Annotated in this window: 10 protein-coding genes and 1 pseudogene; 4 read left to right on the plus strand and 7 right to left on the minus strand. The window is 65.4% G+C overall.

The window, feature by feature from the left end:
- Window positions 1-34: 34 nt before the first annotated feature.
- The 5 genes from zwf to D7S86_RS20890 all read right to left on the minus strand — a co-directional run bounded on the left by zwf (window position 35) and on the right by D7S86_RS20890 (window position 5618).
- Window positions 35-1507, minus strand: a complete 1473-nt coding sequence (zwf, locus tag D7S86_RS20870; RefSeq protein ID WP_121088870.1) for a glucose-6-phosphate dehydrogenase — start codon at window positions 1505-1507, stop codon at window positions 35-37.
- Window positions 1508-1785: 278 nt separating this feature from the next.
- On the minus strand, window positions 1786-2478 hold the full coding sequence (locus tag D7S86_RS20875) for an ABC transporter ATP-binding protein (protein WP_420813287.1): 693 nt from the start codon (window positions 2476-2478) through the stop codon (window positions 1786-1788).
- Window positions 2479-2630: 152 nt separating this feature from the next.
- Window positions 2631-3395, minus strand: a complete 765-nt coding sequence (locus D7S86_RS20880) for an ABC transporter ATP-binding protein (RefSeq protein WP_121088872.1) — start codon at window positions 3393-3395, stop codon at window positions 2631-2633.
- Window positions 3376-4683 (minus strand): branched-chain amino acid ABC transporter permease, encoded by a 1308-nt coding sequence (locus D7S86_RS20885; RefSeq protein WP_147432411.1) that lies wholly within the window; start codon window positions 4681-4683, stop codon window positions 3376-3378. The genes D7S86_RS20880 and D7S86_RS20885 overlap by 20 nt, the downstream gene beginning before the upstream one ends.
- Window positions 4680-5618 carry a branched-chain amino acid ABC transporter permease gene (locus tag D7S86_RS20890; RefSeq protein WP_121088875.1) on the minus strand — a complete coding sequence of 313 codons (939 nt, stop codon included), beginning with the start codon at window positions 5616-5618 and terminating at the stop codon, window positions 4680-4682. The genes D7S86_RS20885 and D7S86_RS20890 overlap by 4 nt, the downstream gene beginning before the upstream one ends.
- Window positions 5619-6010: 392 nt before the next feature.
- Here D7S86_RS20890 and D7S86_RS20895 point away from each other — a divergent pair.
- The 4 genes and pseudogenes from D7S86_RS20895 to D7S86_RS20910 form a co-directional block, all read left to right on the plus strand.
- Window positions 6011-7345 (plus strand): annotated as a pseudogene (locus D7S86_RS20895) (MFS transporter); the annotation flags it as partial.
- Window positions 7346-8002: 657 nt separating this feature from the next.
- Complete coding sequence (locus D7S86_RS20900; protein ID WP_240648319.1) at window positions 8003-9499, plus strand: DUF3300 domain-containing protein; 1497 nt, start codon at window positions 8003-8005, stop codon at window positions 9497-9499.
- A 140-nt stretch (window positions 9500-9639) separates the two neighbouring features.
- Window positions 9640-10521: a DUF2950 domain-containing protein gene (locus D7S86_RS20905; RefSeq protein ID WP_166444144.1), complete on the plus strand. Its 882-nt coding sequence runs from the start codon at window positions 9640-9642 to the stop codon at window positions 10519-10521.
- A 479-nt stretch (window positions 10522-11000) separates the two neighbouring features.
- The gene (locus D7S86_RS20910) at window positions 11001-12260 is read left to right on the plus strand and encodes an EAL and HDOD domain-containing protein (RefSeq protein WP_240648320.1); all 1260 of its coding nucleotides are present in this window, start codon (window positions 11001-11003) and stop codon (window positions 12258-12260) included.
- Between the two features lie 570 nt (window positions 12261-12830).
- Here the strand turns inward: D7S86_RS20910 and D7S86_RS20915 are convergent.
- Window positions 12831-13679: an HTD2 family dehydratase gene (locus D7S86_RS20915; RefSeq protein ID WP_121088881.1), complete on the minus strand. Its 849-nt coding sequence runs from the start codon at window positions 13677-13679 to the stop codon at window positions 12831-12833.
- Between the two features lie 1365 nt (window positions 13680-15044).
- On the minus strand, window positions 15045-15470 hold the full coding sequence (locus D7S86_RS20925) for a GNAT family N-acetyltransferase (RefSeq protein ID WP_121088885.1): 426 nt from the start codon (window positions 15468-15470) through the stop codon (window positions 15045-15047).
- Window positions 15471-15472: the final 2 nt, after the last annotated feature.

Here is a 15472-nt window from a genome sequence, read left to right on the forward strand (position 1 = left end):
CCGGCGGACGCGATGCGCCCGCCGTTCGACACGATCAGTTTTCTTCCGACCACGTCATGTTGTAGCGCGCCATGAGCGCCGACGACGCCGCCGGCCCCCAAGTGCCCGCCGTGTACTGGCGCGGACGATCGTTCGACTGCGCCCATCCGTTGAGGATCGGCTCGACCCACGTCCAGGCTGCTTCGAGTTCATCGCGGCGCATGAAGTGCGTCAGCCGGCCGCGCACGACGTCGATGAGCAGGCGCTCATAGGCCTCGGGACGACGCAGCGTCGACGCCTGCTCGAGATCGAGGCTCAGGCTCACCGGCAGCATCTGCATGCCGCTGCCCGGCTCCTTGGCCATCATCTGGAGTTGGATCGACTCTTCGGGCTGCAGCCGGATCACGAGACGATTGCTGCGATCGCTCGGGCCGTCGGGGATGATCGAGAACGGCAGGTCGGCGAATTCGATGACGATTTCCGACTGACGCTTCGCGAGACGTTTGCCCGTGCGCAGGAAGAACGGCACATTGGCCCAGCGCCAGTTGTCGATCTGCACCTTGAGCGCGACAAACGTTTCGGTGCCGCTCTCGGCCGGCACGCCGTCTTCCTGCAGATAGCCCTTGACCGGCTCGCCGCCGACGGCGCCCGCCGCGTACTGGCCGCGCACGGTGTCGCGCGCGAGATCGGTCGACGACATCTTGCGCAGCGAGCGCAGGACCTTGAGCTTTTCATCGCGGACCGCATCCGAATCGAGCGAAACGGGCGGCTCCATCGCGACGATGCACAGCAGTTGCAGCAGGTGGTTCTGGACCATGTCGCGCAGCGCGCCCGTGTGGTCGTAGAACCCCGCGCGGCTGCCCACGCCGACCGACTCGGCCACCGTGATCTGCACGCTCTTGATGTACGGCGCCTGCCAGAGCGGGCCGAACAGCGCGTTGCCGAAGCGCAGGACCATGAGGTTCTGCACCGTTTCCTTGCCGAGATAGTGATCGATCCGGTAGATCTGCGGCTCGGCGAAATAGCGGCCGACGTCGTTGTTGATCTCCTGTGCCGACGCGAGATCGTGGCCCAGCGGCTTTTCGAGCACGACGCGCGCACGCGCGTCGACGAGACCCGCCGACGACAAGCCGTCGCAGATCTGCGTGAAGAGTTCGGGCGACGTCGCGAGATAGAACACGCGCTGCACATCGCCGGCCGACACGGTCGCGAGCCGCTGATAGTCGGCGGCCGAGGTCACGTCGATCTTCACGTATTCGAAGATCGAGAGGAACGCCTGCCAGGCATCGTTCGACAGCGCCTTCGGTTCGATGAACGGCCGCGACTTCGTTTCGACGAATTCGAGGTAGCGCTCGCGCGTCCAGTCCTGTCGACCGATCGCGAGAATGCGCGTTTGCTTGGGCAGCGCGCCGTGCAGATGCGCCATGTAGAGGGCGGGCAGGAGTTTTCTTGCGGACAGGTCGCCGCCTCCGCCGAAGATGACCATGTCCAACGGGAGATCGGGCGATGCTGCGGAGCTTATCGTCATGGCTGTCGAACGCGTGGCAAATGTCTTCATCACGCGGCACGGGCAGGAGCTGACCGGATCCGCGCAATGCCGGATGGAATGTGGATGACGCCGATACAAGCAGGCGCAAGGATGTGCCGGAGCGCGCCGGGGCGCGAGCACGCTGCACTATAACGCAAAGCACGGGGTTTCTTCATGGCTGGCGGGCCGGCCGCGCAGGCTCCCCGCGCACGAAAACACGGCAATGGGCGGGCATCGCCGCGCGGCTGCTTGCCGTGCGTCGATCCGGGCCGGCTGGGCTACCACTCGAGCCAATGCCGCAAAGTCTCCTGCCGCTCGACGAGCTCTCCCGGCGTGCCCGCGAACGCGATCTTGCCGCGGCCCATCAGATAGACACGCGCCGCAAGGCGCAACGCGATCGAGAGCTTTTGCTCGATGAGTAACACGCCGAGCCCGTCGGCTGCCAGCGTCGCAAGCCAGTCGGCGATCTGTTCGACCATCGAGGGCGCAAGCCCTTCGGTCGGCTCGTCGAGAATCACGAGCGCGGGCTCGCCCGCGAGCGCCCGCGCGATCGCGAGCATCTGCTGCTCGCCGCCGGACAGCACGCCCGCGCGCGTGCCGAGACGCCGCGCGAGCGCCGGCAGCCTCGCAAGCATCGGTTCGCAGACTTCGCCGAAGGTGCGTCCGGGCCGCAGCCCGAGCAGCAGGTTCTGACGCACCGTCAGCGTCGGGAACACGTCGCGCGTCTCGGCGACATAGGCGACGCCGTGGCGCGCGAGCGTATCCGTGCGCCAGTGCACAGTCTCGACGCCGTCGACGCGCACACTGCCCGTGCGCGCGACGAGTCCCATCAACGCCTTCGCGAGCGTCGAACGGCCCGCGCCGTTGCGGCCGAGCATCGCGACGATCTCGCCGCGCCGGACGTCGAGCGCGACGCCGCGCAAGACCTCGACATCGCCGTAGCCGGCGCGCAGATCGTCGGCGGCAAGCAAGGGCGGCGGCGAGGCCGTCGATGTCGAAACGACCGTTGCGTCGCTCGTCGCGTTGGTCGTCGCGTTGGTCGTTGCGTTGGCCATTGCGTTGGCCGTTGCGTCGCTCATCGCGCTCGTCGTCGCGTCGCCCATCGAATGCGTCGTCGGACGTGTCATCGCGGCGCCTCGTCGAATGCGCCCGCATAAACGCGGTGCACATGCGGATTCGCGCGGATCGCGTCGGGCGCGCCGGTCGCGATGACCGTGCCTTGCGCCAACACGCTGATCCGGTGCGCGACCTCGAACACCACGCTCATATCGTGCTCGACGATCAGCAAGGTCGTCTCGTGCGCGAGCGCGCGCAGCATCTCGACCGTATGACGCGCCTCGTCGCGCGTCATGCCCGCCGTCGGTTCGTCGAGCAGAACCAGGCTCGGCGCGCCCGCGAACGCGATCCCGAGTTCGAGCAGCCGGCGTTGCGCGTACGGCAGCGCCGCCGCGCGGACCTCGCGCTCCGCGGCCAGCCCAATCGCATCGAGCAGACGCGCGGTCTCGCCGGCGAGATCGACGCGATTCGCGACCCGTTGCCAGAGCGTATCGCTGCCGCCATGAGCATGCGCGGCACCCAGCGCGGCGATCCGGAGGTTCTGCGCGACGCTGAGCCCGTCGAACAACGACGACATCTGAAACGCGCGCGCAAGCCCGCGCCGCCGGATGGCATGCGGCGGCAATCCGCGCAACTCATGGCCATCGAACACGATCCGCCCCGTTTGCGCATGTTGACGGCCGCTGATCACGTCGAACACCGTCGATTTGCCCGCGCCATTGGGCCCGATCAGCACATGCCATTCGCCGTCGCGCACGTCGAGATCGACCCCCTGCAGAATCTCCGTGCGCCCCGCGCGATAGCCGACGCCTTCAAGAGTCAACACGGACATCGCCGACCCTCCTCCTTGCACGCCCGAGCCGCGCCCATCCGAGCGCAAGACCCGCCAGCACACACGCCGCCGCGGCGATCCACGACCCCGCGGCCGTCGCGTCGATCCGCAGACCGAATGCGGCGAGCGTCGTACCGTCGCTCGATGCAAGCGTGAGCCGATAGAGCATTTCAATGCCGAGCACGAGACCCGCCGCGATCACGAGCGCGCCCGCGCACCGGCGCGGCGACGGCCACGCGCGCAACGTCTGCGGCAAGCCCACGATGCCGCGCGGCGCGAACGATACGACGCCGATGAACATGAGTCCGAGATAGAACGGCCAGGCGCGCGTGTAAAGCGCGAGTACGACCGAGCATCCGACATAGAGCAGCGTGCCCGCGAGCGGGCCGCCCCATCCCGACGCGCCGCCGAGCACAACCGCGACGAGCACGGCGCCCGAGCGCGCGAGACTGAACGCATCGGCCGACACCTGTTCCGTGGCGAGCGTCAGCAACGCGCCCGCGACACCCGCGAAGCCCGCGGACACGATCGACGTCCGGTACCGCACGCGCCGCACGTCGAAGCCGACGAACGCGGCGCGCATCGGCTGCTCGCGCACGGCGTTCGCCGCGAGCCCGAGCGGCGTGCGCGCGAACGCCCGCATCGCGGCGACGCTCGCAAGCGCCCAGATCGCGATCAGCACATACACGTGCCGCGGCGAACCGAGATCGATCGGAGACCAGCCATAGGTGCGGTCGGTCGCGATGCCGCCCTCGCCGCCGAACAATGCGGGCCATGCGGTCGCGCCGGTCGCAAGCAGCTCGCCCGTGCCGAGCGTGATCATCGCGAACGCGATACCGCCGCGGCGGCTCGCGAACCAGCCGAGCGTCGCCCCGCCGGCCACGCCCGCCAGCGCACCGACGAGCGGCACGAGCGGCGTCGGCAACGGCCAGCCTTGCGCACCCGCGAAGTTCAATGCATGCGCGGTCGCGAATGCGCCGAGACCCAGATAGACCGCATGCCCGAACGAGAGCAAGCCCGCCTCGCCGAGCAGCAGCGCGAACGACTGCGCGAAAACGAAGAGGATCATGCACTGCGTCGCGAACGTCAGCGCGACGCCGCCGGTCCAGACCGGCACGCAGGCGAGCACGGCAAGCAAGACGAGCACGACGCTCACGGCGTAGCGCAGCCGCGCCTGCGACGACATGCGCGCGTCGTCGGGGGCGCCCACCCCGGACACGGACGCCGCGACGGGGACCGAGCCGTCGAGCATGCGGTCCGCGGGCCGAAGCCGGTCGAGCGGGTTCAATTGTCCCCTCCGGCCAGGCGTGCGCCGAGCCAGCCGTTGGGCCGGAACAGCAGCGTCACGATCAGCAGCACATAGGGCAGCACGGGCGCCAGCCGCGCGAGCGTGACGCCCGGGTCATTCTCGGTGGCCGGAATCAGCGGCACGTCGAGCGCGACGGCGAAGGTCTGGATGCCTCCGATCGCGAGCGACGCGAAAAATGCCCCGCGCAGCGAGCCGAGCCCGCCGACGACCGCGACGACGAACACGATCGGACCGATCGACGCGGCCATCGTCGGCTCGACGACAAATGCGTATCCGCCGACGACGCCCGCGAGCGCGGCCAGACCCGCGCCGAGCGCGAACACGAACGTGAAGATCCGGTCGACGTCGTAGCCGAGCGCGGCGACGGCGTCGGCATGCGTACGCGCGGCCTCGATGACGAGCCCCGTGCGGCTGCATCGCATCGCAACCGTCAGCACGACGAGCATGGTCACGGAGACCGCCATCATGAACGCGCGGTAACGTGGAAACGGGACGCCGAACCATGTGAAGAGCGGACCGTCGAGCGCTGCGGGCAGCAGACCCGTCTGCGGCGACAGGCCCCACGCGAGTTTGACGATCTCGTCGCACAGATAGGCGAGACCGAACGTGAACAGGAGCTCGGCGCCCTGACCGTGCGTGCGCAGCCGCCGCAGGCCCGCGCGCTCGATCACGGCGCCCACGAGCGCGACGGCCAGCGGCGCGATCACGAGCGCAGGCCAGAACCCGATCTGCCGCGCGAGCGAAAATGCCGCGTACGCGCCGAGCATGTAAAAGCTCGCATGTGCGAAGTTCATGACGCCCATGAGGCTGAAGACGAGCGTCAGGCCCGCCGACAACATGAACAGCAACAGGCCGAACGCGAGCGCCGTCAGGCTATTCGTGAGCCAGAACGCGAGCGGTGCGGCAACGGTCATGCGGGGCTCCGGTCAAGAGTGAGGTCGGCGTAAAGCGACGCATGGTATCGCGCCGGGTATTGCTCCAGGTACTGCTCCGGGTGCTGCACGGGTATCGCACCGGATATTGCGCCGGATATCGCATCGAGCATCACGCCAGGGGATTGCGCCGAATTTCGGGTCGGCATCGCATTGTATTCAGCATAGGCGGACCGCGCGCCGGACATGAGGACCTGCGCGTCGCGCCCCTTGGCGTCACGGACTTGCGATCCGGCTGGGCTAGAATCCGCCGAACGGCCGGCGCGGGCCGTCGGATATCGACGACGGGATCCGCATGCGCCTGCTATCGCTGCCGCGCGCGCCGACAGGCGTCACACGCGGCGCCTCAACGACCTTCGATCGACTGGACCCCGATGAGCGAGCTTTCGCGCGAGACATCGCCGCCGCACCACAGCCAATATGCGCTCATGCGCGAACGTCGCTTCGCGCCATTTTTCTGGACGCTGTTCCTCGGCGCGACGAACGACAACATCTTCAAGGTGGGCTTCACGTCGCTGCTGACCTTCGACGCGGCTGCGTTCGGTCATGTCGACGCGCAATCGGCCGCCTTCATCATCTCGGCCATCTTCATCCTGCCGTTCGTGCTGTTCTCCGCGACATCGGGACAAATCGCGGACAAGTACGACAAGGCCACGCTCACGCGGCTCGTCAAGACGTTCGAGATCGCGATCATGGTGCTCGGCACGATCGGGTATCTGACGCACGCGCTCGGCGTCCTCTATGTCTGTACGTTCCTCATGGGCACGCATTCGACGCTGTTCGGACCCGTCAAGTACGCGTACCTGCCCCAGCATCTGCGGGCCGACGAACTCGTCGGCGGCAACGGCATCGTCGAATCGGGCACGTTCATCGCGATTCTCGTCGGCACGATCGCGGGCGGCGAAGCCGCGAGCCTCGGCACGCACGGTGCGCTCACGCTTTCGGTTTGCTGCATCGGCGTCGCGATCGCGGGCCGCGCATGCGCCGGCCGCGTACCCGCTTCGCCGCCCCCGGCAAACGATCTCGCGATCAACTGGAATCCGTTCAGCGAAACGTGGCGCAATCTGAAGCTCGCCGCCGTAGACCGCACGCTGTTCGTGAGCCTGCTCGGCATTTCGTGGCTGTGGTTCGTCGGCGCGACGCTGCTCACGTCGTTCTTCAGTTTTGCGAAGGATGTACTCGGCGCGAACGCCGACGTCGTGACCATGCTGCTCGCGACGTTCTCGATCGGCATCGGCGCGGGTTCGCTGCTCTGCGAGCGGCTCTCGCATCGACGCGTCGAACCCGGACTCGTGCCGCTCGGCGCGATCGGCATGTCCCTATTCGCCGCCGATCTGTATTTCGCATCCCAGCAGGCGTCGCATGCGGGCGCGTTGCTCGGCATCGGCGCGTTCCTCGCGCGCGGCGTGCACTGGCGCGTGCTCATCGATCTGCTGCTGCTCTCGGTCGCGGGCGGTATCTACAGCGTGCCGCTCTACGCGATGATCCAGAGCCGCAGCGCGCCCACGCACCGTGCACGCATGATCGCCGCGAACAACATCCTCAACGCGCTGTTCATGATCGTCTCGTCGCTGATGGCGCTCGCGCTCACGGCGGTGCATGTCTCGATCCCCGGCATCTATCTGGTGACGGCGGCGCTCAACGCGGTCGTCACGGGCGCGCTGTTTATCGCGGTGCCCGAGTTTCCGCGCCGCTTCGCGAGCTGGCTGCGCGGCGAGACGCGCGCGGCGTCGCCCCGCTGAGCGCTTCGGCGGCGGCACCTCCGCCGCCGTCGAACGACACGGAGCGCGCCTCGATATATATCGGCGTGCTTTGACGTACCTCAGCGTGCCTCGACACAGCTCGGCGTACGCCGACACGTCTCGGCGCGCCCGTGCCCCCGACAATCGATCTGCGACGACCCCGCGTCGGATCACGAACCCGCTGCAATCGATCATCCATACGTCCCATTCGGACCATTCGGACCATTCGGACAATTCTTAGTTTGACGATTGAAATGTCCGAGCCGCTGCGTCGACATTGCCGACTACACCGGGACAGTCGGCCGCGGTCCAATCTCGACGGCGCGACGATGTGCGAATCCGCATCCCAATGGGCGCGATCTCGTCATGCTTGACCTCGCGGCGTAAAGCCGATCGACCTTGGTCGATCGATTCGGCGCGCAGTCGACGCATTCGATGCATGCCGCACACATCAATCGCGCGCTGTTGATCAGCGGATGGGGCAATTGCCGGCGAATCCTTGGCCGGCGCGTTGCTTTTTCAATGCCCCGACTTATAGTCAATTCGTCCGGCCCGACACGCGTGCCCAGCATGCGCGGGACCTGTCGCGACGCTTACGCGTCGTTCACGCCCTGGGAGCCCACAATGGGGGAATCCATTCAGCCGTTTGCCAAATGGCTCGGCAGCGCGGTCGTCAGCGGGCTCATCACGGCAGGCGCCGTGGTCGGTCTCAACACGTTGATGAGCGCCGATGCGCCGACCTACGCGCAAACTCCTGCGCCTGTCGCACCCAACGCGCCGCATCTCAGCGCACAGCAGATCGATGCGCTGACCGCGCCGATCGCGCTCTACCCTGACGCCCTGCTCGCCCAAGTCCTCATGGCGACGACGTTCCCCGACGATGTCATGGCGGCGGCCGCGTGGTCGAAGCAGAATCCGAAGCTGCAAGGCGACGATGCGGTCAAGGCCGTCTCGGCGACGCCATGGGACCCAAGTGTGCAATCGCTGGTTGCATTTCCACAGGTCCTCGCGACGATGTCGCAGAAACCCGATTGGGTGCATGACATCGGCGGCGCTTTCCTGAGTCAACCCAACGATGTGATGGACTCGGTGCAACGGCTGCGCAATGCCGCATACAAGGCCGGCAATCTGCAGACGTCGCAACAGCAGAAAGTCGTCGTGCAACCCGCATCGGGCACGACGACGCAGACGATCGTCATCGAGCAACCGAGCCCACAAGTCGTCTACGTGCCGACGTACAACCCGGCGGTCGTCTATGGAACGTGGCCGTACCCCGCGTATCCGCCCGTCTACATGCCGCCGCCGCCGGGCTACGTCGTCGGCACCGCGCTGATGAGCGGGCTCGCGTTCGGCGTCGGCGTCGCGATCACGAATTCGCTCTGGGGCGGGTGCGATTGGGGCCGTCGCGACGTCAACGTGAACGTGAATCGCTACAACAACATCAATGTGAATCGGCAGATCAACGCGAATCGGTCGACATCGAACTGGGACCGGACCAACGCGATGAACGCGCGCAATCGCGGACCCGCGAACGGCGGTCCCGGCGGCGGCGCAAACCGGCCCAACGGGATCGGCGGCGCCAATAGCCCGGGCCAGAATCGCGATGCGTATCGCGGCCGCGACAACGGCCAGCGCGATCAGGCGCGCGAGGCCTTGAGCCAGCGCACAGGCCAGAACCTCAACGGCTCCGCGGGCGATCGCGTGCAAAACATCCGTCAAGGCGGCGGCCAGGGCGGCTTCGGAAACCCGGGCGGTCAGAACCGACCCGGCGCGGCTGGCGCGCAGGGCAGAGCCGGCGCCCAAGGCGGCATCGGCGGCCAGGGCGGCGCGGGCAATCGTCCAAGCCCCTCTGATCTCAATAGCCGCGCGCAAAACGTCAATCGCGACAGCGCCCTGCGCGACGCGGGCAACGGCGGCGCGAGCCGCCAAAGCATCGATCGCGGTCAGCAAAGCCGCGCGCAATCGAGCGGCGGCGCGCGGCCTGCGGGTGGCTTCGGCGGCGGGGGCTCGGCGGCCGGTGCACGGCCTTCGCCCGGCGGTGGAGGCGGAGGCCGCATGGGCGGCGGAGGCGGCGCGCGGGGCGGTGGTGGTGGGGGCGGCGGCGGACGCCTGCGCCGCTGATCGTCCGGTGATCGACCTCGCCCCCTCATTTGAATCGACGCAAGGAGCGTCTCATGACCCGGTTTGACTTTGTTTTTCCATCGCGACGCGTGCGGCGTGCACACAACCGTCCCGCACGCGCGACGCGTCGGCTTGCACGCATGCAAGTGTGGCTCGCGGCCGCGTGCGCGAGTCTGGGCCTGTTCGCGCATGCGGCGCGCGCGCAAGAGGTCTTTCCGACCCCCGACGCCGCGGCCGAATCGCTCCAGCAAGCCGTCGCGACGCAAGACGACGACGCGCTCAAGAAGATCCTGGGCGCCGACTACAAGCGATTCGTGCCGAACGCATCGGAAGACGACATCTATGCGTTCCTGTCGGCCTATTCGAAACACCATGAGATCGTCGATGACGGCAACGGCACCGCGCACCTGCAAGCCGGCGACTCGGGCTGGACATTGCCCGTACCGATCCGCGCAAGCCCGAAAGGCTGGCATTTCGATGTCCGCGCAGCGCATGACGAAATGGCCGTGCGACGCATCGGACGCAACGAACTCGCCGCGATCCAGACCGTGCTCGCAATCGGCGACGCGCAGCGCGATTTCGCCGCGGCGCAAGGCAAAACGGTCTATGCCGCACGGTTCGTGAGTCGCCCGGGCACGCACGACGGGCTCTATTGGCCGGCCGGCGAGGGCGAGCCCGAAAGCCCGCTCGGCGCGCTGGCCTCGGTCATGGACCCGAAAGCCCGTGAAGGCGGCGGCTACCACGGGTATCACTATCGGATTCTGACCGCGCAAGGCCCGTCCGCCCCGGGCGGCGCACGCAGCTACGTCGAGGACCGCGCCATGAGCGGCGGCTTCGCGGTCATCGCGTGGCCCGTCGAGTACAACACGACGGGCATCATGACCTTTATCGCGGGCAGCGACGGCAAGGTCTATCAACGCAATTTCGGACCCCAGACAACCGCCCGCGTCGCAACGATCAAGGCATTCGACCCGTCGTCCGATTGGACGCCTGTCCCCGACTCGCAAACCGCCGCCCAATAACCGACGGCGGTTCGTGACGCGATCTCATTCGAATAGAACGGAATTGAACGACCGTTTGCATCGCTACCGTTGAAACGCTATTTTGCGCGGGGGCGATGCAGATGGCCGCATCATGTCTCCATGCGCTTGCATGCCGCGCATCGCGCTTCGGTATGCTCAATTTGCATTACGGAAGTCCGAAGTCGCGCACTATAGGTACACGGTTTTTGCGAAATCAATATTGGAAAAAGAAAATCGCATCGAATGTGTTGCACAAATCCGACCGTCAAGCCCTGTATTACCGTACATTTCAGCGATTTCTTCGAATTTTCGTATTCTCCATCCTGCGGTCTGAAACTTGCGACCGCGTATCGCGCGCGATCAGTAGCTCTACGTGTCGACAGTTCGAGTTTGTGCTGGCAAGCTTCGGTTCGTGATTTCCGCACTGCGACACACGCATTGTTTATTCATATATGCATGACTCTTCTACGGCACCGGTCGTGACAAATCCGGCCACCGACGACCGGGTTTATCTCGGCCGTCAGCCCATCGTCGATCGCAGCGGCGCCCTTCATGCATTCGAACTCCTGTTTCGCAGCGATGCGATCAACCGGGCATCGATCGTCGACGACATGGAAGCGACGGCCCACGTCCTCGCGCGTACGTTCGTCGACGTCGGCATCGTCGCGGCGCTCGGCGGACATCCGGGCTACGTCAATGTGAGTCGCGATCTGCTCAACGACGATGTCGTGAGCCTGATCCCGCCCGATCGCTTCGTGCTCGAAGTGCTCGAAGGCGTGACCTTCGACACCGCACTGTTCGCGCGTTGCGCGCTCTTGCGCCGCGCGGGATTTCGTTTTGCGCTCGACGACGTCACGCGCTGGTCGGACACGCTCGAATCGATCCTGCCGCTCGTCGATATCGTCAAGGTCGATCTGCTGTTCTGCGAGCCCGATCATCTCGACGATCTTGTGCGCAAGCTCAAGGTGCACAACAAGACACTGCTCGCGGAAAAAGTCGAAACACGCGCGGACCACGATCGCGCGATGAAACTTGGTTTCGATCTCTTCCAGGGGTATTACTTCGCGCGGCCGCAGGTTCTCGTGTCGCGGCGCGCGAACTCGTCGCGTCACGCGCTGTTGCGTGTGCTCGGCTTGCTCAGCGGCGACGCCGAGATCAACGATCTCGAATCGGAGCTCAAGACGAGCCCGGGGCTCGTCATGCAATTGCTGCGGCTCGTCAATGCGACCGCTTTCGGACTTGCGCGACCGATCGCCTCGCTACGCGAAGCGATCATGGTGCTGGGTACGCGTCAGATTTCGCGCTGGGCGCAACTTCTGCTGTATGCCGACGGACGGAATCTGCCGATCGCGTCGGATCCGCTCGTGCTGCTCGCCGGCACGCGCGCGCGCTTTATGGAACTCGCGGCGGGGTTGCTTTGGCCCGGCGATGAACCGCGGCTCGATGCGGCGTTCATGACGGGCGTGTTTTCGCTCGTCGACGCCGTGTTCGATGCGCCGATGGAAGAACTGCTCGGCAAGTTGCGGCTTGCCGCGCCGATCGAGGTCGCGATCCGCGAACGCAGCGGCGATCTCGGTTTGCTGCTCGACGCGGCCGAGGCCGCCGAGACCGGCGATACGGCGAAGATCGAAAGAGCATGCGGACGTCTGCCCGAACTCACGCCCTACCTGATCTCGCATATCGGATTGGCGGCTGCGTCGTGGTTCGCGGAAAAGACGACGAATGAATGGGTACGCTGAGCGCGTGGGCGGCGGGCTCTAGCTTGCTGCCATGCCCGTTTCGCATGGGCCGCCGCGCGGCCGAATCGACGAAAACTCGGGCGGGCGAGCCCTGACGCAGGTCGCTCGAATCGCGTAGACACCCAGTCGTCGCCGATGATCGCCTAACGGCGCGTTGCACTGACCGGAAGGCCATGCGTCGTTCCTCGGTCGGCCACATCGCGGTCGGTGCCTGCGCCGCCGGACGGGACGCGCTCAACATCGGCACTGCAGATCACACGTGGCCGGGGCCGCCGAGCTGAACCGTCGACAGGTCGCGCATTGCCGAGGCAGTCGGGACCCATATCGACCAGACGGTGCGTTGTAAGACCGGCCGAGCCGAACATCCCGCACATCACGCGTTGCCGCACCCGCGGAGCCCGCTACCACGAGGCCAGCCAAAGACCATCCATTGGCCGCGACCGGACCCGTGACGCCAGCATCCTATCGGCCATCCATGGCCGGATCCGCCAAGCCGATGACCTGCGGGCACGGGCGGCACGCCCCTTCGGATTGCACGGGCTATATGCGCGCGGCTTTGTGCTTGCTCTTTCAGCCGAAGATGGCCAATGCGTCCATCGCGAGCGAGCCGTCCATCTTCTGCGCCCACAGACGTGCCTCACCGACCGAGCGGCGTTGTCCGCAGACGAGAAACGTCTCGTTGTCGAACAACGGGCCCACGGCGCGGAATTCGAGGCTCAGCAGCCGACGCGCGGGCAAATGGTCGCGCAGCGAATCGACGAGCAACGTTGCGACGAGCGGCGCATGGACCATCAGGCCCGGATAGCCTTCCTCCGTCGTCGCGTACGTACGGTCGTAGTGAATGCGGTGCTGATTGAAGGTCAGCGCGGAATACTGGAACAGCAGCACTTCGTCGACCTTCATCTCGTCGGCCCAGTCGTGCTCGCCGGGAGCCTGGCGCACGGGCGGCACCGGGTCGCCGGGCTTGTGACGGTCGCGGTAGACGATGTCGTGATCCTCGAGCACGGTCATGCCGCTCTGATTCCGATATTCGCGCTGCACGCGGACGAACAGCAGCGGATCGCCGGCACGGCCGGTCTTCTGATCGATGCCGACGACGCGCGACGTGCGCTCGACGTTGTCGCCGACGCGAATGGGCAGATTGAACGTGAGCTTTGCGCCCGCGAACAGACGCCGCTGGAGCGGCACGGGCGGCAGAAATCCCCCGCGGCGCGGGTGGCCGTCGGGATCGAGCTCGGAACGGCGCGTGACCGCCGGGAAATAGAGCCAATGGCGCAGCAGAGGCAAGGGATCGCCGTCGGTCAGGCGAGGCTCCTGGCGGTCGAGCGCCGCCGCGAGCACCGCCGGCGGTGTAGGACCGATGTCATCGAATGCCCGCTCCGAGCGACCAATCCACTTGCGCAAGTAATCGATATCCATCTACCCCGTCTCCCGCTCCCTGTTCAAACTTCGTGTGCCCATCGCGTGCCGCGAGGCCGTATCCCATCGTCGAGGCGCCACAACGACCCCTGGGGCTCCACAGCCTGCCAGAGTTCGTGCTCCGATGCCTTACGTGTATATCCCGTATTGTGACGATTTTTATTGCAGTCTTGTCGACGCAATACGGGTGCGTGATTCGAATCACGATCGCGGCGGAGCGATTTCTTTCGTCGAATCGCTTTCCGCATCGGATTTTCACTCGCGACATCTTATCAAGTCCGGCCCGATATTCAGTCGAATACCCGTCGCTGACGCATTCACGCCAGCCCCGCATCTGATCGATCAAAGATTGGGAATTTCCATCGAAACAATGCGCTACATAAGATTCGCCACCGATATTCGGTCAGAGGTGAGCTTTTTCGGGGATCGGCAAAGTGAGCCTCTCCAGGGTTTTCCGCGGGACGCGTACGAGGACCAGAAGCGTGAGGACTTACAGGGAATTGGGAGCGACTCAAGTGAGCTTTTACGGGGAATATTCGACCCCCGTATCGTGAGGGAAAACAGGTATCTCAAGGTGAGGTGAAACGGGGAACTAACCGAATTTGCCGCTTCGGTGAATCATCGCGATCACCGTTTAGTTCGGTGAGGATAAACGGGGAACTTGTGGGTGTTCATCGCTTGAATACGTGCTCGAATCCACGCCACGACACGGTTTGCGGTGAAAAAGGGCGATTTCGGTCCTCACCTTTCGTAAAGGTGAGAAGACGTGTTTACCTTCTTTCACCGACGAGACCTCCTTGGTGAGCTTTAACAGGGATATCGGTGACGACAGGTGAGCTTGATCGGGGAGATTAGGTGAGATCGAACAGGAATTTAGGTGAGGAAAAACAGGAAATATGGTGAGGTGAAACGGGGAATTCACCGTGCATTTCGGTGCCTATTTCGGGCTGTTGCACCGCAAGACGTGCGTGATCACGGTAAAAATGCGTATGCGCCGATCGAATCGGGCGAAATGACTGAACTTGAGGGGCCGAATTCCCTGGAAACCCTCACGTCAGCGCGACCGGTCCATCAGACGTGGTGAAAACGCATGGAGACGTCCATGTCGGACGCCAATTCAGGGCATCGAGTCAGGATCGAACTGCCGTCGAGCACGTTAAGTCAGCGTGGACCCCATCCTAGGCCGGGCTTCGTGGCTGAGGTTCCTCGGCGGGATCCTTGGCTGGGATCCTTGGCTGGGATCCTTGGCTGGGATCCTTGGCTGGGATCCTTGGCTGGGATCCTTGGCTGGGGTCCTTGGCTGGGGTCCTTGGCTGAGGGCTTCGGCGATCATCCATATCACGCGCTCAACACCCCTTGCGCCTCTCACTCCAATGGCGCCGTCGCGTCGATCATGTAGGCGTTCGGGTGCTTCACAAAACCGATGCGCGGGTAGTAATCGACCGCCTTCGGTGCGGACAGCAGGATCACCTTCGCCTTTGGTCCGAGCGCAGCCTGCGTGAGCCGGATCAACTCCCGTCCGACACCTGAACGCTGAAGCGCACTGTCGACCGCGAGATCCGACAGGTAGCAGCAATACGCAAAATCCGTGACCGAGCGCGCAATCCCGACGAGCCGATCCCCCTCCCACGCCGTGATCGTCAGGTTTGCGTTAGCAAGCATCGCATCGACGCACGCGTCGTCGTCGATCGGGCGACGCTCGCCGAGCGTCGAACGCACAAGCAAGTCCACGAACTGTTCGCGGTCGATCTTACGATCGCGCGCGTAGGTAATCGGCACGGCATCCGTCATGG

Origin of the sequence: Pararobbsia silviterrae (assembly GCF_003628125.1) — a bacterium.
GTDB classification, from domain to species: domain Bacteria; phylum Pseudomonadota; class Gammaproteobacteria; order Burkholderiales; family Burkholderiaceae; genus Pararobbsia; species Pararobbsia silviterrae.

Coding starts and splice junctions, on each gene's coding strand:
- D7S86_RS20900 (WP_240648319.1), top strand. CDS start 8,003: ATGGGGGAATCCATTCAGCCGTTTGCCAAATGGCTCGGCAGCGCGGTC.
- D7S86_RS20905 (WP_166444144.1), top strand. CDS start 9,640: ATGCAAGTGTGGCTCGCGGCCGCGTGCGCGAGTCTGGGCCTGTTCGCG.
- D7S86_RS20925 (WP_121088885.1), bottom strand. CDS start 15,470: ATGACGGATGCCGTGCCGATTACCTACGCGCGCGATCGTAAGATCGAC.
- D7S86_RS20880 (WP_121088872.1), bottom strand. CDS start 3,395: ATGTCCGTGTTGACTCTTGAAGGCGTCGGCTATCGCGCGGGGCGCACG.
- zwf (WP_121088870.1), bottom strand. CDS start 1,507: ATGACGATAAGCTCCGCAGCATCGCCCGATCTCCCGTTGGACATGGTC.
- D7S86_RS20890 (WP_121088875.1), bottom strand. CDS start 5,618: ATGACCGTTGCCGCACCGCTCGCGTTCTGGCTCACGAATAGCCTGACG.
- D7S86_RS20915 (WP_121088881.1), bottom strand. CDS start 13,679: ATGGATATCGATTACTTGCGCAAGTGGATTGGTCGCTCGGAGCGGGCA.